We start from the raw sequence: 16,964 nt of genomic DNA on the forward strand, positions 1-16,964 counted from the left end.
CGTACGGCTACGCGCCCGTCCGCGCTCGCGCGCGGCCCGGCACGGCCCGGTCAGCCCTTGGCCACGGCACGCAGCCGGTCCACCACGTCGGCCCGCAGGTCCGCGGGCTCCAGCACCACGACATCGGGGCCGAACTCCACCAGCCACGCGTCCAGCCCGTGCCCGTACGGGATCTCCAGCTCGTCCCAGCCCGCCCCGCCCGCGCTCTCGCGCACGGCCGTGGCCTTGGCCCGCAGCGGATAGCCCGCCCCGGCACGCAGCCGGATCAGCGCCGAGCGGTCCGCGCTCTCCCCGGCCCAGCTCGCCACGGTCTCCCGCACGGTCACCACGTCCGGGACATCGGCGGTGTACTTCGCCGCCCGCGAGCGGACCTTCCCCGTGATCCGCGAGAGCCGGAACACGCGCTCCGCCCCGCGGTCGCGGTCGAAGCCCGCCAGGTACCAGTGGCCGCGCCAGCACTCCAGGGCCCAGGGCTCGACCTGACGGGCCTCGGGACGCGCGGCGGTGGACTTGCGGTAGTCGAAGACCACCGGCCGGCGGTCGCGGCAGGCCAGCATCAGCGGCTCGAAGGCCGCCTCGTGGACCGGGATCCGGGGCTCGATGGCACTGTGCTGGCCCTCGTACGGATCGGAGGCCTCCGGCATGCCGCCGGCGCGCAGCTTCTGCAGCGCACCGCTGGCGGCCCCGGCGAGCCGCGCCTGCTGCCAGACCTTGGCGGCGAGCCCGAGGGCCGCGGCCTCCTCGGCGTCCAGCGCGACGGGCGGCAGCCGGTTGGAGTCCCGGCGGGCCAGGTAGCCCGTATCCCCGTCCAGGTTCTCGACCGTCTCGATGACCAGGCCGAGCTCGCGCAGATCGTCCTTGTCCCGCTCGAACATCCTGTTGAAGGACTCGTCGTTCCCGGCCTCCATGTAGGCCTCGATGGAACCGCGCAGCTCGCGCTTGCTCAGCGGCCGACGGGTCCCCAGCAGACACAGCGCCAGATTCATCAGCCGCTCGGCCTTGGCAATCGCCATCGAGCCCATCCGCCCTTCCGGTCCTTCGAGAGGCGTCCCCGCGCACACCCTCGTGACCGCTGACCGTACCGCCCCGGTGGTCCAGGGCAAAAGCGAGGGCCCCCGCCTCACGGCAGGGGCCCCACGGCTTCACCAACGACTGATCAGGCGCCCATCAGGTCGCACACGAAGATCAGCGTCTCGCCCGGCTTGATGGCGCCGCCGGCGCCGCGGTCGCCGTACGCGAGGTGGGCCGGGATCGTCAGCTTGCGACGGCCGCCGACCTTCATGCCCTGGACGCCCTGGTCCCATCCGGAGATGACCTGGCCGACACCGAGCTGGAACTGCAGCGGCGCGCCGCGGCCCCAGGAAGCGTCGAACTCCTCACCGGTGGAGAAGGCCACGCCCACGTAGTGGACGGAGACGCGGGAACCCGCCTTGGCCTCGGCGCCCTCGCCCTCCCAGATGTCCTCGATGACGAGGTCGGTGGGGACCGGACCCTCGGGGAAGTCGATCTCGGGCTTCTCGAGCTTGTCGCTCACGGAACTGCTCCTCAAAACTCACGAACAGGGGGACAACCGGGACAGTCTTACATCACGGCGAGGATGTCGAGGCTGAAGACCAGCGTCGAGTTCGCCGGAATGGTGCCCTGCTCCTTGTCACCGAAGCCCGCGTCCGGCGGGATGACCAGCAGGATGCGGCTGCCGACCTTCTTGCCGAGCAGGCCTTCCTTCAGACCCTTGACCGAAAGCTGCTCCAGCGGCCACGTCACGGACTGGTCCGTGGCGTACGTGCTTTCGAAGGTCTTGTCGTCCTTCCACGTCTTGCCGTTGAACTTGACCACGACGTTGTCGGTGTCCTTGACTACGGCGCCGTCACCCTCCAGGACGTAGTCCGAGACCAGCTTGGCCGGCGGCGTCGCGTCCTTCGGGACGGTCACGGAGACTTCCTTGCCGTCCGTGTTCACGCCGACCTTGGGCAGGTCCTTGTTGTCCTGCGGGATCTCCTTGCCCTTGGCCGAGGCCGGGATGGAGGTGCCCTTGACGATGTCCACGACGAAGACGAGCGTGGCGTTCGCCTTGATCTTCTCGCCCGAGCCCTGCGCGCCGTAACCGAGGTCCGGCGGGATCACGAGCTCCAGACGGCTGCCGACCTTCTTGCCCTCGAGGCCCTGGTCCCAGCCCTTGATGACCTGGCCGGCGCCGATGGTCACGTCGAACGGCTTGCCCTTGCCGAAGCTCTGGTCGAACGGCTCCTTGCCGTCCCACACCTGGCCGAGGTAGTTGACCTGGGCGACATCGCCCTTCTTCAGCGCCGGGCCGTCGCCCTCGCTGATGGTCACCACCTTCAGTTCCTTCGGCGGGGTGCCCTTCCCCTTGGCCAGGGTGGGCTCTTCCCCGAACTTGGCACCCTTCGTGATCGCGGGCGCCCCGTTCTTCGTCTCGGCGGAGTCGGAGCCGCTGTCGCCACACGCTGCTGTCGACAGCAGCAGAAGGGGTACGACAAGCAGGCCGGCAAGTCGGCGCACGTGTTCCTCAGATCTCAGACGGCTGGACGGTCGTCGCCACTCTAAGCCGTGCACAGGGCCCCGTACGAGATCCGTACGAGGCCCTGTCCAAGATCAGCGCTATGTCACACCACGCCCCACGGCGCCCTACATCCCCGCGATCAGCTTCTCCACCCGGTCGTCCACCGAACGGAACGGGTCCTTGCACAGCACGGTGCGCTGCGCCTGGTCATTGAGCTTCAGATGCACCCAGTCGACCGTGAAGTCCCGCCGCTGCTCCTGCGCCCGGCGGATGAAGTCGCCCCGCAGCCGCGCCCTCGTCGTCTGCGGAGGAACCGACTTCCCCTCGAAGATCTTGAGGTCGTTGCAGATCCGCGCCGCCTGCCCCTTGCGCTCCAGCAGGTAGTACAGCCCGCGCCTGCGGTGGATGTCGTGGTAGGCGAGGTCTATCTGAGCCACCCGCGGATTCGACATCGTCATGTTGTGCTTGGCCCGGTACCGCTCGATCAGCTGGTACTTCATGACCCAGTCGATCTCGGTCCCGATCCGGTCCAGGTCCTCCGCGTCGATCGCGTCGAGCGTGCGGCCCCACAGCTCCAGCACCTGGTCCACGACACCCGTGCGGATCCCCCGCCGCTCGGCGAAGTCCACCGCCTTGTCGTAGTACTCCCGCTGGATCTCCAGCGCCGAGGCCTCCCGGCCGCTCGCCAGACGCACCTTGCGCTGACCCGTGATGTCGTGGCTGACCTCGCGGATCGCCCGGATCGGGTTCTCCAGCGTCAGGTCCCGCATCACCGTGCCCGCCTCGATCATGCGCAGCACCAGATCGGTCGCCCCGACCTTCAGCAGCATGGTCGTCTCGGACATGTTCGAGTCGCCCACGATGACGTGCAGGCGCCGGTAGCGCTCCGCGTCCGCGTGCGGCTCGTCGCGCGTGTTGATGATCGGCCGCGAACGCGTCGTGGCCGAGCTGACGCCCTCCCAGATGTGCTCCGCCCGCTGGCTGACGCAGTAGACCGCGCCCCTCGGCGTCTGCAGCACCTTGCCCGCACCGCAGATCAGCTGCCGCGTGACGAGGAACGGGATGAGAATGTCCGCGAGCCGCGAGAATTCCCCGTGCCGCGCCACCAGATAGTTCTCGTGGCAGCCGTACGAGTTGCCCGCCGAGTCGGTGTTGTTCTTGAACAGATAGACGTCTCCCGCGATTCCCTCCTCGTGCAGACGGCGTTCGGCATCGACGAGCAGGCCTTCGAGAATGCGCTCGCCGGCCTTGTCGTGGGTGACCAGTTCGATCAGGTTGTCGCATTCGGGAGTTGCGTACTCCGGATGCGAACCGACGTCGAGGTAGAGGCGGGCGCCGTTCCGCAGGAAGACATTGCTACTGCGGCCCCATGACACAACACGGCGGAAGAGGTAGCGCGCCACTTCGTCAGGAGACAGTCGGCGCTGTCCCCTGAACGTGCACGTGACGCCGTACTCGTTCTCCAGCCCGAAAATGCGGCGGTCCATGACTGAACATTACGCCTTCTGCTCTGTTCTGAAACCGAGTTCGCGGGCGTCGTTTCGATCATTTTCCGAAGACCCTCCCGAAGACCCTCCCAAGGAACCTGTTCCTTATACCCATCTGACCCGGCCGACCATCCACTCGGGTGCGCTTCCGGCCGTGGCCATCGCCGCCGCCGCTCCGCCGACCCTCGCCCAGGCCCAGCCCTCCGGCAGCGTCTCCCCCACCAACGTCGCCCCCGGCGGCCGGGTCAGCCTCAACGTCACCGGCTGCGGGACCCGTACCGGCAAGGCCTCCTCGCGCGCCTTCGGCGACGTATGGCTGACCCCGGGCAACGCGGAGGCCACCAACCTCTTCGGCGCGGCCACCACCTCCCGCAACATCAGCGCCGGTTCACACCCCGTCACCTTCGAGTGCGGCGGCCCCGGCGGCGAGCGCGTCACCGTCGCCCTGAACATCACCCCGGGCGCGGCCCGCGGCGGGCTCGGCGGCAGCATCGATTCCATGAGCCCGGGCGAGATCGCCGCGGGCGGCGCCCTCGTCGCGACCGCACTCGGCGCCGGAGCCTGGTTCCTCCGCCGCCGCACGGGCCACGCCTAGTCCCGCACGCCGTACGCCTGGCGGGAGCGCCTGATGGTCCCGACCCGCTCGGGACCATCGGGCACTCCCGCCAGGCGTCCGCCCCCGCGAGGCTGGGTCCACGCACCGCTGCCCACAAGGAGCCCGCCATGGACCAGAGCCAGCGCCCCGTGATCGCCGCCGTGGGCGGTTCCGCGAACTCCAACGGCCCTGGAATGGGCCCTCTCCCAAGCCCTGATGGCCGGCGCACCGCTGCGCATCGTGCACGCCCGCCTCTCCACGGACACGATCGGCTCGGCGCTGTCCGGCGCCTTCGACGAGCCGCGCCGGGACGACGACCCCGTGCTCATCCGGGTCCGCGAGGCCCTCGACGGCCGCACGGGAACCCCCGACAACGTGCTGCCGGGCCTCGGCGAGGGCGCCCAGCTGATGGTTTCTCGGCTCCCGCGGCCGCGGCGGCTCCGCCAGCCCCCTCCTCGGCTCGAACGGCCTGGCCTGCGCGAGCCGCGCCGCCTGCCCCGTGGTGGTTCCCGGAGGTGGCGGTCGAGCAGTTGTCGGCGCCCGGCGACGCGGCCGGTCACCTGGTCGCCGCCTCCCAAGCCGCGGACCTGATCGTCATGGGCCGCCACCGCAAGCGCCCGCTCTCCCCCCGCCTGGGCTCGGTGACCAACGCGGTACTCCTCCACACCGACTGCCCGGTCGCGGTGTTCCCCCTGGAAGAAAACGCGGTCCCGGCCGCCGCCTGGCCACCGCTCACGGATCTCGCCTAACCCGCCGCGGCCGCCCCCCTGACGTGGATCCCGTCGAGCAGGTCCCGCGTCGCCTCGGCGATCGCGTCGACGGCGGCGGTGAACGCCTCCTGGTTGTGCGCGGCGGGCGCCCTGAACCCGGACACCTTCCGCACGTACTGCAAGGCGGCGGCCCGGATCTCCTCCTCGGTCGCCTTCTCCGGAATCGCGGGCGGACGCAACGTCTTAATGGATCGGCACATACCCCCACTATCCCGCTCCCCCACCCGAAACAGTCGGCGTCCGACCCCATTGATGTCAGCCCTGCCCGTCCGAGGTCACCGCGCCACACTTGGGTTGTGCCACCTCGCCCCCTCCTCGCGCTCCGGAGGTGAGCGCCCCTTGCACGGTGCCGGAAGCAGCAAGGAGCACGAAGGGCGCACGGAGACGCTCCTGGATGCAGAAGACCCCCCGCCGTGAACGGCGGGGGGTCTTCTCGCTGGTGGGCGCGGACGGTTTCGAACCGCCGACATCTGCTTTGTAAGAGCAGCGCTCTACCCCTGAGCTACGCACCCGTGGATGAGTGGACAGCCTACATCGAGGGCGTACCCCCCACGCAAACCCGTTCCCGTGAGGGAGAATGGACCGGGGTAGGGGCAGGGGCGATTCGGGCGCGTACGGGAGAGAGCAACTGTGACGACGGCACCCCGGCGATGGTTCGGCGGCGGGCGGGACGAGAGTCGGCGGGCGGACGCGCAGGCGGCCAAGGACGCCGCCGCCGCGGCGTTCTACGAGCTGGACACCGCGCAGCGGGATCTGCGGATCTCGATCGAGACGATCGCGGCCGCGGACGGTTCACCGGAGGCGCGCCGGGCGGGCGAGGGATTCGTCGCGCTCGGGCAGCGGATCGACCAGGTCAGCCACGTGTACATCGATGCCGTCGACGCGCACGACCTCGACCGCGCGGAGCTGGAGGCGGCCACCGCGACGCGGGCCCGGGAGGAACTGACCCGGGCCAAGGACGAGCTCGTACGGGTCAAGGGCGAGCTGGACCGGTTCGCGCAGGGGCTGCAGCCTCTGCTGGACAAGGCCGAGACGCAGCTGGCCCGGGTGGCGCCGGCCCGGGAGCGGGCCAGGGCCGCGCTCCTCGCGGCGAGCACGGCGCTGGACGACGTGCGCGGGAAGGGGATGCGGGCCGACGACCTGGCCGCCCGGCTCGCGGCGCTGGGGCCGGAGCTGACCAAGCTGAACCAGGGTGCCGGGCAGCACGGTGTGCAGGAGACCGTGCAGCGCGCCGACCGGATCCTGCGCGACGCCGAGGCCATACGGGCCGAGGCGGCGCGCCTCCCGGAGCGGGCCGCGGAGATCGACCGGCGGCTGGTGAGCCTGCGGACCCGGGCGCAGGCGCTGCGCAACCGGGCGGACCGGGTGGATCCGGTCCTCAGCGAGCTGCGCCGGCGTTTCAGCGCGGCCTGCTGGCAGGACCTCCAGCAGGTGCCGGAGCAGGCGGTACGGGATGTCGCGCAGGCCGAGGACCGGCTCGCGGAGGCCGGCCGGGCGCGCGACCAGCAGCGCTGGGCCGACGTCGCGGCGCTGGTGGAGGCGGTGCGGGTCGCACTGGACGCGACCGACGAGGCGGTCTCGGCGGCCCAGGAGCGGCTGACGCGGCTGGAGGCGGTGGCGCGGGATCCGCAGGGCGAGGTGCAGCGGACGCGGTTCGCGATCCGGGACGCGCAGCGGCTGGCCATGGAGGGCCGTACGGTCCCGGAGGCGCGGCACGCGCGCCCGCTGGACGAGGCGGTGGCCCGGGTGGACCGGGCCCTGGCCGCTCTGGAGGACCGCCACCCCGATTACTGGGCCTTCCTGCAGGAGATGGAGGCCGTACGGTCGGCCGCGCACCGGGTGGTGTCGGACATCCGGACCGAGCGGGGCCACGGCTGAGGCGGCTGAGCGCGCCGGGGTTGTCCCCGGGTGGGCGTCGGCGGATGCTGGAACGGAGCAGAGGAGGGCGCCATGGCCGCCCACGCTTCCCAGCCGTCTCGCAAGCCTCGTACATCCCGCGCGCCCCGCGCGGCCCAGGCGCCTCCCGCACCGCCTGAGTCCTACGCGCCACATGCGCTCTACGGGTGCCACGAGTCGCACGAGAACTACGCGCCGTACGTCGCCCACGAGCCCCGTCCGCCGTCCCACCCGGCGGAGCCGTCCGAGGGGATGGCGCGCCGGCTGCTGCGCCCCGTCAACGCCCGGCTCGATGACCACCTGCCCGCCGATCACAAGCTCAGCAAGGTCTACCGGGTCGGCGCGGGCCTGACCGGGCTGCTGCTGGTGGTCTTCGGGATCCTGGGGCTCATCGACCGGGTCGGCTTCTTCGACACCGGCGGGGACACGGTGCTCGCCCTGAACACCAACGGCGCGCTGAGCGTCCTGTCGATCTGCATCGGAGCGCTGCTGTTCACCGGGATGGTGATCGGAGGGAGCTTCGCGTCGACCCTCAACATCGTGCTGGGCCTGCTGTTCATCGCGAGCGGGTTCCTGAACCTGGCGCTGCTCGACACCGGGCTGAACTTCCTGGCCTTCCACATCCCGAACGTGCTGTTCAGCTTCGTGGTGGGCGTGATGCTGATGTGGTTCGGCATGTACGGGCGGGTCGGCAGCGCCCTGCCGCACGACAATCCGTACTGGCGCGCCCGCCACCCCGAGCAGGCGGCGCGGGAGCAGCGGGCACGCACCACCACCAGGAGGCCCGTCGGCCGGCCCGCCTGAGCGAGGTCTCGGCGCGAAGCGGTACTTGCCCGATCCCGCGCTTCGGCAGGCCGGACCGGCCACCGGTGCCAGGTCGGCCGCCGGTACCGGGCCGCCGCGCGGTAGACGGGAGCGGCCGGAATCAGGGATTCCGGAGCCCGGCGCAATAATTGCTAATTAACGATTACTTGTGCAAGTCTTTGCCTTGCCGGGGGGTCAAGTAGGGACCAAAGGCCCGAAAACCCTACCCGGAGAGGGGAAACGTCGTTGAGCACCGAAGCCGCGTACGCCGGCCGCGGGGTCCACAAGGCCGCAGTGGAAGAGCTGGCCCGCCGGATCTTCGACGGCACGTACGACGAGGGGGCAACGCTCGACCTCCCCCGGCTCCTGGAAGAGCTCGACGTCAGCACGACCGTGCTCCGCGAGGCCGTCAAGGTGCTCATGGCCAAGGGCCTGCTCGACGCCCGCCAGAAGCGCGGCACCTTCGTGCGCCCGCGCACCGACTGGAACCTCTTCGACGCCGACGTCCTGCGCTGGAAGCTCGCGGCCGGCGCACCCGACTGCTTCTTCTCGGACCTGCTCGAGCTGCGCCGCTCGATCGAACCGGCCGCGGCCGCGCTGGCCGCCGTACGGGCGACCGAGCAGGACCTGGCCGCGCTGGACGCGGCGCTGGCGGCGATGGCCGCGAGCGGCAGCGACCCGGTCCTGCACGTACGGGCGGACGCCGCGTTCCACCTGGCGCTGCTGACCGCCTCGCACAACCTGTTCTTCACCCAGATGTACCGGGTGATCATCCCGGCCCTCGTGGAACGCGACCGCACGGTGCACGAGGGGGACTTCGAGCACCCGCACGCGATCCACCGGGCCGTGGTGGACCAGGTCCGCGCGGGGGACGCGGACGGCGCGCACGCGGCCGTGCTCGACCTCCTCGACATGGCCCGCCGCGACCACCCCTGAGGGGGACACAGCCGTACCGCACCACCCGCAGTACCCGTAGCGGCGTCCGCAGCGCCCGTGGTATCCGCGGCACCGGCATTACCCGCAGCACCAGCAGACACGTCCTGCCATCCCCACCAGGAGAGGACACCGTCCGCAGTGAAGATCACCCGTATCGAGACGTTCACGGCCCCGCCCCGCCGGCTGTTCGTGCGCGTCGAGACCGACGAGGGCGTCGTCGGCCGGGGCGAGCCCGTCATCGAGGGGCGCGCCGAGCCGGTGCGTGCGCAGGAGCCCGTCCTCCCCGAGCGCATGCAGGCCGGCTCCGATCGGGTGAACGCCACCAACATCCCCCTCGCCCTCGCCCTCGCCCTCGGTGAACGCCTCTTCACCCGCCGGGAGTTCCTCGACCACGTCACCGACCCCGAGCCGTTCCGCTTCGACGCGTGGCGCAACCCCGTGTGGCGCCACGAAGACGGCTCGTTCGCCGAGTGGTGAGCCCCCACCACCACCCGGCACCCCTCCCCGCCCCCGGCCCGCCCGACCTACGCCCCCAGCGCCATCGACAGCGTGTAGATCACCAGGCCCGCCAGCGCGCCGACCACCGTGCCGTTGATGCGGATGAACTGGAGGTCGCGGCCGATGTGGGCCTCGATCTTGCGGGAGGTGTGCTCGGCGTCCCAGCCCGCCACCGTGTCCGTGATCAGCGAGGTGATCTCGGCGCGGTAGTTGGTGACCACATAGACCACGGCACCCTCGATCCAGCCCTCCACCTTGTCCTGCAGCCGGCCGTCCGTGGCCAGCCGGGCCCCCAGCGACATCAGCGAGGACCGGACCCGCAGGCGCAGCGCGCTCCGCTCGTCCTCCGCCGCCGAGAGGATCATCGACCGGACCGCCGTCCAGGTGGAGGCGATCACGTCCTGCACCTCGTCGCGCGCGAGCAGCTCGGACTTGAGCCGCTCCACCCGCGCCCGGGTCTCCGTGTCCGACTGGAGGTCCGCCGCGAAGTCGGCGAGGAAGCGGTCCACCGCCCCGCGCGCCGGGTGCTCCGGCATGTCCCGCATCTCCTGGACGAAGCGGAGCAGCTCCTTGTACACGCGGTCGCCGATCTTGCGGTCCACGAACCGCGGGGTCCAGCCGGGCGCCCCGCCCTGCACCGCCGCCTCCACCGACTCGGCGTGCGTGACCAGCCAGTCGTGCGCCCGCGTGCACACCAGGTCCACGACCCGCCGGTGGCCGCCGTCCGCGACGACCTTCTCCAGCGTCTTGCCGATCCCCGGCGCGATCTCCGCCGTCTCGGCCCGCCGTGTGATCGCCTCGCCCACGACGGCCTGCACATCGGAGTCCCGCAGGACCGTCAGCGCCCCGCGCAGGGCGGTGGCCAGCTCCGCGGTGACCCGGTCGGCGTGCGCGGGCTCGGCCAGCCAGGAGCCGAGCCGGCCGCCGATGCCCAGCGCGTGCAGCCGGGTGCGCACCACGTCCGCGGAGAGGAAGTTCTCCCCGACGAACTCCCCGAGGGAGACGCCGAGCTGGTCCTTCTTGGTCGGGATGATCGCGGTGTGCGGGATGGGCAGGCCGAGCGGCCGCCGGAAGAGGGCGGTGACCGCGAACCAGTCCGCGAGCGCGCCGACCATGCCCGCCTCGGCGGCGGCCGCGACGTACCCCGTCCAGCCGCCCGCGCCGGCGTGCTCCGCCCACTTCGCCGCGACGTAGACCAGCGCCACCAGGATCAGCAGGCCGGTGGCGGTCCGCTTCATCCGGCGGACGCCGCGCCGGCGCTCCTCGTCCGCCTCGCTGAACACGAAGCCACCCCGTGTCTTGGTCGTGCTGCCCTGCTCCACGTGCTCCTGCCTTCCCCCGGGCGCCGGTTTTGTCTGCACAGCATCCGACTCCCGGGGCGCCCGGAGAGTTCCCGGCGCGCCGTACTCCTCCGGGGAGCGGCGGGCCGTACCCCTCCGCCGAGCACCTCCCGCGGCCCGGATGGGCTCCCGGGACGGGACGGCCTACAGCTCCTTGCGCCGCTCCGACCGGGGAAGGCCGTTCTTGCGCGAAGCCGACTTCGGCTGCTTGACCTTGACCTCCACCCCGCCCCAGAACGCGAAGCCCGTCACGACGACGCGCGGAGCGCCCGGTTCCGGCGGCCCGGGGTTGTCGCGCTGGTCGAAGGCGCCCATGACGCCGATGCCCCGTACGTCGACCTCGACGCCCGGCGGCACGGTGATCTGGATGCCGCCCATGACGGCGACGCAGTTGATCACGACCTCGCGCTCGGCGAAGTTCGCCTCGCGCAGGTCGAGATCGCCACCGCCCCAGAACGCCACCGCGTGGAACAGGGCGGGCACGGTCCAGTTGCCCTTGCGCTGGAAGCCCGACATGACCGCGACGGCCATGGCCGGGCCGCCCGCCGGGCCGCCGCCGACGATCCTGGCCGGCCATGCGGACTCCGAACCGGCCGGCACACCCTTCGCCAGGCCGACCGGAGCGGCCGGGCCCACCGGGGAGGCCGCCACCGGGGCCGTCGCACCGAGCGCCGGCAGGTCCCGGGTGAGCGGCTCCAGCTCCGCGTACGTACGGGACGTGTACGCCGCTTCGAGCCGCTCCTCGAACTCGTCCATGTCGAGCCGCCCCTCGGCGACGGCGTCGCGCAGCCGGTCCACCACCCGGTCCCGGTCCGCGTCCGAAGCCCTCAGATCCGGCAGCGGCGCCTTCTCCAACGAGGCCGGCGCCCTCGGCACGGGCTCCTGCGACACCGGCTCCTGCGACACCGGCTCCGGCGACAGCGGCTCCGGTCCGCTCGACACCGGCCCGCCCGACACCGGCTCCCGCGACAGCGGCTCCCGCGACACCGGCTCCTGGGGCAACGGCTTCTCAGGCCGCTCGTCACTCATGAGGACCAGCCTAAGCAGTCGCCCCCAAGAGTTGTATGACTTTGGACCCGGCTCCAACTCAGGGTTCTCCCTGATTTATCCCCGTCCCGCGTACATCCGCGCGATCACGTCCTCGATGTCCGGCTCCCGCACCGACAGGTCGAGCAGCGGGTACTCCGCCGCCACCGCCGCCACCAGCGGCGCGGCCGAAGCCCGCGCCGGGAAGGCCAGCCACTGCCTCGGACCCTCCACCTTGACCACCCGCGCCCCGGCCACCTCGATCGGCGGGAACTCCCGCTCCAGGTCCACCACCAGCGTCCGCTCGCTCTCCCCCGCCCCGCCGGCCGTGTGCAGTCCGCCCAGCGACCCGTCGTACATCAGCCGCCCGTGGTCGATCACCATCACCCGCTCGCACAGTTGCTCGATGTCCTGGAGGTCGTGCGTGGTCAGCAGCACCGTCGTCCCGAGCTCCTCGTTCAGCTGCCGCAGGAAGCCCCGCACCTTCGCCTTGCTGACCACGTCCAGCCCGATCGTCGGCTCGTCCAGGTACAGCACGTCCGGGTCGTGCAGCAGCGCCGCCGCGATGTCCCCGCGCATCCGCTGGCCCAGCGAGAGCTGGCGCACCGGCACGTCGAGCAGCTCGGCCAGGTCCAGCCGGTCCACACAGCGCTCCATGTTCTCCGCGAACCGCGCCGCCGGGATCCGGTACATCCGCCGCATCAGCCCGTACGAGTCCTTCAGCGGCAGGTCCCACCACAGGGTCGTGCGCTGCCCGAACACCACCCCGATCCGGTGCGCGAGGCGCATCCGCTCCCGCGCCGGGTCGATGCCGGCGACCCGCAGCTCCCCGCCGCTCGGGGTGAGGATGCCGGTCAGCATCTTGATGGTGGTCGACTTGCCGGCGCCGTTGGGCCCGATGTAGCCGACCACCTCGCCCCGCGCCACCTCGAAACTGAGCCCGTCCACGGCTCTGACCTGCCGCTTCTCCCGGCGCATCCACCCGACCCGGCGCCGTACGTCAAAGACCTTCTCGACCTCGTCCAGCGAGATCAGCGGATCGGCCATGCGGGCTCAGCTCCCCGTGCTGCGGTACGAACGGACCCCCGCGCGCCAGGCCAGCGACGCGGGGAGGAACACCGCGAAGGCCACGAGCGGGCTCGCGTACGCCACCCACCCCGGCAGCCCCAGCGGATCGGGCCGGCCCAGCACGTGCAGCGCGGGCAGCCAGTTGACGAAGGCGAGCGGGACGATGAAGGTCACCCCGCGCAGCAGGTCCTTGCCGAAGACCGTCGGCGGGTACTGGAGCATCGTGCAGCCGCCGTAGGTGAAGGAGTTCTGCACCTCCGCCGCATCTCCGGCGAGGAACTGGAACGCCGCCCCCGCCACCATCACCGCGCCGAAGATCGCCGCCCCGGCCGTGATCATCACGGGCACCAGCAGCACCTTCCCGGCCGTCCAGTGCAGTTGGTCCAGCTCCGAGACCGCCCATCCCAGCACCGCGAGGCCCTGTACGACGCGCCCCAGCCGGCGCAGCGCGAACCGGTCGGCCGCGACCTGGGCGAGCACCGGGACCGGGCGGACCAGCATGGTGTCGAGCGATCCGTCCCGGATCCGGGTGCCGATCCGGTCGGTGTTGCCGAGCAGCAGGTCGGCCAGGCCCAGGGAGGCCGAGCAGGACCCGTACAGCAGTGCGATCTCGGGGAGCGTGAAACCGCCCAGCTCGTCCACGTGCGAGAACATGATGGAGATCGCGACGAAGTCGAGGAGCGTGATCGCCGCGTTCCCCAGGGTGGAGAGGAAGAAGGACGTGCGGTACGTCATCGTCGACCGGATCCACATCGCGGCGATCAGCCCGTAGCCGCGCAGGCCCTCCACGGCCCGGTTGCGCCGGGGCGGGAGCGGGCCGTGGAGGGCCCGCTCCGGCCGGTCGCGTACGGGAGTCGTCGCCTCGGCCACCCGGTCAGCCACCCTGGACCACCACCTTGCGCGTCGCAGCCGACTGCACCACCCTGCCCAGCCCCAACAGGGCCGCCGCCCAGGCGGCCTGGAAGCCCAGCGCCCCGGCCGCGCTTCCGGCGCCCGCGCCCTCGCCGAGCAGCACGTCCATCGGCACCTGGAGCATGGCCGCCCACGGCAGGACGCGGACGAACTCCCCGAAGCCGCCGGGGAACACGGTCAGCGGCAGCAGCATCCCGGAGAAGAAGATGGAGGCGACCGTGGCCATCATGTTGATCCCGGACCCGTCCATCAGCCAGAACGCCGCCAGCCCCAGCAGGTAGCGCAGCGCGAAGCTCACCACCAGCCCCAGGCCGACGGAGACCAGGAACAGCAGCCAGCGCGCCGGGTCGGCGGGCAGCGCCAGGTGGAAGGCCAGCCCGCCCACCACCAGCGGGACCACCCCTCGGCCCAGGAGCTGGAACCCGGCCCGGCCCAGATCGCCCGCCAGCCACCACATCTGGAGGTCGGCCGGACGGTACAGGTCGACGGCGATGTCACCCGTACGGACGCGCTCCTGGAACTCCTCCTGGAAGCCGCCGCCGATCAGCGCGCCCGCGGCGAGCAGCGCCTGAGTGACCCACATGAAGGTCAGGGCCTGCGACTGGTCGTAGCCGCCGAGACCGGGCCGCTCGTCCCAGAGCGCGATGTACGTGTACGCGAGGATGAAGCCGAACACGGTGTTGGTGAACACCCCGGCCGCGGTCGCCGTCCCGTAGGTGGCGTACCGGCGGAAGCCCCCGGCCGCGACCGCCCCGTAGAGCCCGGCGCGCCGGGCTGCCGTCTCACGCACCGCACCCCTCCGTTTCCCACGTCGTTGCTGTGTCGTTCGCAGAACGGTCAAAGCGCGCGAGCTTAGTGCGGAGGGGCGATCCACGCGAACGAATTACGCCCGTCCGGAGCGGAAGCGGTGGCCATCGGGTAGACAGCATGAGGTACAGATGTGGATATTTCGTACGGCGCCGAGGAGCCCCGGAGATGAGCGACCCGTCACCACCGCCCGGCTGGACCTGTCTCGTTCCTCCACCCCCACGCCGTTCACCCCGGGTGCGGGCAACCCGTACGCGTCGACCGTGCCCGTGGCCGTCCCCGCGCCGGTGCGCCCGCGCCGCCGCCCGGCGCTGCTCGCCGGAGCGCTCGCGGTGGTCCTGGCCGCGGCGGCGATCGGCCTCGTGAAGTGGCTGCCCGACGGGGACGAGGGCAGGGAGACCGGGGCCGGCGGCGATGCCAAGTCGTCGAGCTCCGCGTCCGCGCCGGTCTCCCCGAGCCCGGCGGGCCAGGCCTCGGCCTCGGCCACCCCGAGCCCGAAGGCGAGCACGGCCAAGACCGCCGCCCCGCCCAAGGGCGGCCTGATCGACCCGGCCGGCATCCGGACCGCCGTCGAGGCGTTCAAGCAGCAGACGGGCACCACCACCTTCGCCAACATGCGGGTCTACGACGAGTACGTGATCGCCGACATCCCCACGGCGCCCGGCGCCAAGACCCTCGATACCTGGCAGTACCGGGGCGGCGCGGTCAAGGGCACCGGCGCCGCCGGCGTCGTCAGGGCCGGGGACCCGGTCATGGACATGGCCGCACTCGACTGGGACCGGCTCCCCGCCCTGATGGACCAGTCGAAGCAGGAGCTCGGCGTCGAGATCCCGAGCTCGCGCTACCTCAACGTCTCGCCCTGGCTCGGCGCCCCCGCGATCCGGCCGTACATCAACGACCCGTACGGTCAGGGCGGATACGTCCTCGCGGGCACGGACTTCAAGATCAAGAAGGTCTACAAGAGCTGACCGCCCGGCGCCGGCACCCGACCCCCCGGCACCCGGCGCGCACGCGCGCCCGTGAAGACGCACGACGACGCAGGAAGCGGAGAACCACCCACCATGCCCAGCTGGCGCACCACCCTCACGACGGCCGGGATCTCCGGCACCCGGCTCCGCGAGGACTACACGCACGCGGCCCGCCGGGTCCTGCGCCGCGAACCCGCGCCCTACCTCACCCTGCGCCTGCTGGCCGCGCCGCCCCTCGTGCCCTGGCTGGCGGCCGGGCTCGGCTTCATGAACATGGTCGACGACGTCGCCGAGACCGGCACCCCGGACCAGCGGTCCGCCGGCCTGAAGGAACTGGGCGCCGAGGTGCACCGCGCCCTGGAGACCGGCGACAGCCCCGATCCGCTGCTGCGCGCCTACGCCCACGCCGTCGACACCCGCGGCCTGCCCGCCGAGTGGGTCGTGCGCTTCCTCGCCGGCGCCGCCGACGCCGAGGCGGTCTTCGACGGGTTCGAGGACGAGGCGGACTTCCAGGCCTACCTCGACGCCTACGCCTGGCCCGGCGTGATCGTCTTCACCGGCCTCCAGTACCCGGGCGGACCCGACGCCGAACAGGCCGCCGGATGGCGGCGGTTCGTTGACGCCGCCCAGCGGGTCGACTTCCTCGCGGACCTCGCCGGAGACCTCGCGGCCGGCCGCCTCTGCATCCCGCGCGCCCGCCTCGCCGAGCACTCCGTGACCCGGTCCGACCTCGAACAGGCCCGTGACACCCCGGGCGTTCGGGAACTCCTGGCCGCCGAGGCCGGGCGCGCCCGCAGCGCCCTCGCCGCCACCGACGGGATCCTCGACCTCACCGCTCCCGGGCTGCGGGCGGTCGCCGTGACGATGACGGAGCTCATGGAGCACCAGCTCACGGCGGTGGAGCGGGCCGGCGTCGGCGCCCTGCGCAAGGACGTCGGCTACGGCCTCGTCGCACCGCTGCGCACCCTGGCCCGCGCCAGGGCGCGCCGGCCGCGGACGCCGCGCGCCCCGAAGTGACATTCGTACGGGAGGAGTCCGTACACGTGGATCTGCCGGGGGCCCCGTCCCCTCCGTAGCGTTCCGTACATGACGCATACGGGGACTCGGGCGACACGGACCAACACGGGCGCGGTGGCAGGGGAGACGCCCCCGGCGGTGAGCTTCCGGCACACCGCCAAGTCCTTCGGGCCCGTCCGCGCCGTCACCGGCCTCGACCTCGACATCCGGCGCGGCGAGACCGTCGCCCTCCTCGGCCGCAACGGCGCGGGGAAGTCCACCGCCATCGGCCTGCTGCTCGGCCTGAACGAGCCCGACACGGGCACCGTGCGCCTCTTCG

At 72.0% G+C, this 16,964-nt stretch carries 18 protein-coding genes and 1 tRNA gene; 8 read left to right on the plus strand and 11 right to left on the minus strand.

Going from position 1 to position 16,964, the window contains the following annotated elements; translation table 11 throughout:
• Positions 1-50: 50 nt before the first annotated feature.
• From DRB89_RS38425 to pafA, 4 genes are all read right to left on the minus strand, one after another.
• On the minus strand, positions 51-1,013 hold the full coding sequence (locus DRB89_RS38425) for a WYL domain-containing protein (protein WP_112454310.1): 963 nt from the start codon (positions 1,011-1,013) through the stop codon (positions 51-53).
• 143 nt (positions 1,014-1,156) lie between these two features.
• Positions 1,157-1,534 (minus strand): FKBP-type peptidyl-prolyl cis-trans isomerase, encoded by a 378-nt coding sequence (locus DRB89_RS38430; protein ID WP_112452659.1) that lies wholly within the window; start codon positions 1,532-1,534, stop codon positions 1,157-1,159.
• Positions 1,535-1,581: 47 nt separating this feature from the next.
• Complete coding sequence (locus tag DRB89_RS38435) at positions 1,582-2,520, minus strand: FKBP-type peptidyl-prolyl cis-trans isomerase (protein WP_112452660.1); 939 nt, start codon at positions 2,518-2,520, stop codon at positions 1,582-1,584.
• A gap of 126 nt (positions 2,521-2,646) precedes the next feature.
• Entirely contained in the window at positions 2,647-4,008 is a 1,362-nt protein-coding gene (gene pafA / locus DRB89_RS38440) for a Pup--protein ligase (protein ID WP_053678744.1), read from the minus strand.
• Between the two features lie 154 nt (positions 4,009-4,162).
• Between pafA and DRB89_RS38445 the strand changes: the two genes are divergently transcribed.
• Together DRB89_RS38445 and DRB89_RS46450 are read left to right on the plus strand one after the other, a co-directional pair.
• Complete coding sequence (locus DRB89_RS38445) at positions 4,163-4,603, plus strand: hypothetical protein (protein WP_239516588.1); 441 nt, start codon at positions 4,163-4,165, stop codon at positions 4,601-4,603.
• Positions 4,604-5,118: 515 nt separating this feature from the next.
• Positions 5,119-5,352 (plus strand): universal stress protein, encoded by a 234-nt coding sequence (locus DRB89_RS46450; RefSeq protein ID WP_343234672.1) that lies wholly within the window; start codon positions 5,119-5,121, stop codon positions 5,350-5,352.
• On the opposite strand, the gene DRB89_RS38455 is transcribed toward DRB89_RS46450, so the two are convergent.
• Both DRB89_RS38455 and DRB89_RS38460 read right to left on the minus strand, forming a co-directional pair.
• Positions 5,349-5,573, minus strand: a complete 225-nt coding sequence (locus tag DRB89_RS38455) for a DUF2277 domain-containing protein (protein ID WP_112452633.1) — start codon at positions 5,571-5,573, stop codon at positions 5,349-5,351. The two genes, DRB89_RS46450 and DRB89_RS38455, sit on opposite strands and share 4 nt — an antisense overlap.
• 237 nt (positions 5,574-5,810) lie before the next feature.
• Positions 5,811-5,885, minus strand: a tRNA-Val gene (locus tag DRB89_RS38460).
• 118 nt (positions 5,886-6,003) lie between these two features.
• Between DRB89_RS38460 and DRB89_RS38465 the strand changes: the two genes are divergently transcribed.
• The 4 genes from DRB89_RS38465 to DRB89_RS46455 all read left to right on the plus strand — a co-directional run bounded on the left by DRB89_RS38465 (position 6,004) and on the right by DRB89_RS46455 (position 9,486).
• A complete protein-coding gene (locus DRB89_RS38465) occupies positions 6,004-7,251 on the plus strand; it encodes a hypothetical protein (protein WP_112452632.1) in 1,248 nt (415 codons plus the stop codon).
• 270 nt (positions 7,252-7,521) lie between these two features.
• Positions 7,522-8,073 carry a DUF4383 domain-containing protein gene (locus DRB89_RS38470; RefSeq protein ID WP_112452631.1) on the plus strand — a complete coding sequence of 184 codons (552 nt, stop codon included), beginning with the start codon at positions 7,522-7,524 and terminating at the stop codon, positions 8,071-8,073.
• A 246-nt stretch (positions 8,074-8,319) separates the two neighbouring features.
• Positions 8,320-9,009: an FCD domain-containing protein gene (locus tag DRB89_RS38475; protein ID WP_112452630.1), complete on the plus strand. Its 690-nt coding sequence runs from the start codon at positions 8,320-8,322 to the stop codon at positions 9,007-9,009.
• A 138-nt stretch (positions 9,010-9,147) separates the two neighbouring features.
• Positions 9,148-9,486: a hypothetical protein gene (locus DRB89_RS46455; RefSeq protein WP_112452629.1), complete on the plus strand. Its 339-nt coding sequence runs from the start codon at positions 9,148-9,150 to the stop codon at positions 9,484-9,486.
• 47 nt (positions 9,487-9,533) lie between these two features.
• Here DRB89_RS46455 and DRB89_RS38485 read toward each other — a convergent pair whose 3' ends face one another.
• The 5 genes from DRB89_RS38485 to DRB89_RS38505 all read right to left on the minus strand — a co-directional run bounded on the left by DRB89_RS38485 (position 9,534) and on the right by DRB89_RS38505 (position 14,643).
• Entirely contained in the window at positions 9,534-10,829 is a 1,296-nt protein-coding gene (locus DRB89_RS38485; RefSeq protein ID WP_239516589.1) for a DUF445 domain-containing protein, read from the minus strand.
• Between the two features lie 162 nt (positions 10,830-10,991).
• The gene (locus DRB89_RS38490; RefSeq protein WP_343234673.1) at positions 10,992-11,876 is read right to left on the minus strand and encodes a DUF1707 domain-containing protein; all 885 of its coding nucleotides are present in this window, start codon (positions 11,874-11,876) and stop codon (positions 10,992-10,994) included.
• Positions 11,877-11,951: 75 nt separating this feature from the next.
• Positions 11,952-12,920 carry an ATP-binding cassette domain-containing protein gene (locus tag DRB89_RS38495; RefSeq protein WP_112452635.1) on the minus strand — a complete coding sequence of 323 codons (969 nt, stop codon included), beginning with the start codon at positions 12,918-12,920 and terminating at the stop codon, positions 11,952-11,954.
• A 6-nt stretch (positions 12,921-12,926) separates the two neighbouring features.
• Positions 12,927-13,694, minus strand: a complete 768-nt coding sequence (locus DRB89_RS38500) for an ABC transporter permease (RefSeq protein ID WP_112454302.1) — start codon at positions 13,692-13,694, stop codon at positions 12,927-12,929.
• A gap of 121 nt (positions 13,695-13,815) precedes the next feature.
• Positions 13,816-14,643, minus strand: a complete 828-nt coding sequence (locus tag DRB89_RS38505; protein ID WP_112452634.1) for an ABC-2 family transporter protein — start codon at positions 14,641-14,643, stop codon at positions 13,816-13,818.
• Positions 14,644-14,791: 148 nt separating this feature from the next.
• Between DRB89_RS38505 and DRB89_RS43440 the strand changes: the two genes are divergently transcribed.
• Both DRB89_RS43440 and DRB89_RS38520 read left to right on the plus strand, forming a co-directional pair.
• Positions 14,792-15,628 carry a hypothetical protein gene (locus DRB89_RS43440; protein ID WP_162688905.1) on the plus strand — a complete coding sequence of 279 codons (837 nt, stop codon included), beginning with the start codon at positions 14,792-14,794 and terminating at the stop codon, positions 15,626-15,628.
• A 93-nt stretch (positions 15,629-15,721) separates the two neighbouring features.
• A complete protein-coding gene (locus tag DRB89_RS38520; protein ID WP_112450793.1) occupies positions 15,722-16,645 on the plus strand; it encodes a squalene/phytoene synthase family protein in 924 nt (307 codons plus the stop codon).
• Positions 16,646-16,964: the final 319 nt, after the last annotated feature.

This window comes from Streptomyces sp. ICC4, assembly GCF_003287915.1.
In the GTDB taxonomy this organism is placed as follows: domain Bacteria; phylum Actinomycetota; class Actinomycetes; order Streptomycetales; family Streptomycetaceae; genus Streptomyces; species Streptomyces tritrimontium.

Excerpts from the sequence above, each read along its gene's own strand:
- DRB89_RS38490 (WP_343234673.1), bottom strand. The coding sequence starts at position 11,876 with ATGAGTGACGAGCGGCCTGAGAAGCCGTTGCCCCAGGAGCCGGTGTCG.
- pafA (WP_053678744.1), bottom strand. The coding sequence starts at position 4,008 with ATGGACCGCCGCATTTTCGGGCTGGAGAACGAGTACGGCGTCACGTGC.
- DRB89_RS38495 (WP_112452635.1), bottom strand. The coding sequence starts at position 12,920 with ATGGCCGATCCGCTGATCTCGCTGGACGAGGTCGAGAAGGTCTTTGAC.
- DRB89_RS38470 (WP_112452631.1), top strand. The coding sequence starts at position 7,522 with ATGGCGCGCCGGCTGCTGCGCCCCGTCAACGCCCGGCTCGATGACCAC.
- DRB89_RS38425 (WP_112454310.1), bottom strand. The coding sequence starts at position 1,013 with ATGGCGATTGCCAAGGCCGAGCGGCTGATGAATCTGGCGCTGTGTCTG.
- DRB89_RS38500 (WP_112454302.1), bottom strand. The coding sequence starts at position 13,694 with ATGTGGATCCGGTCGACGATGACGTACCGCACGTCCTTCTTCCTCTCC.
- DRB89_RS38520 (WP_112450793.1), top strand. The coding sequence starts at position 15,722 with ATGCCCAGCTGGCGCACCACCCTCACGACGGCCGGGATCTCCGGCACC.
- DRB89_RS43440 (WP_162688905.1), top strand. The coding sequence starts at position 14,792 with ATGTGGATATTTCGTACGGCGCCGAGGAGCCCCGGAGATGAGCGACCC.
- DRB89_RS38455 (WP_112452633.1), bottom strand. The coding sequence starts at position 5,573 with ATGTGCCGATCCATTAAGACGTTGCGTCCGCCCGCGATTCCGGAGAAG.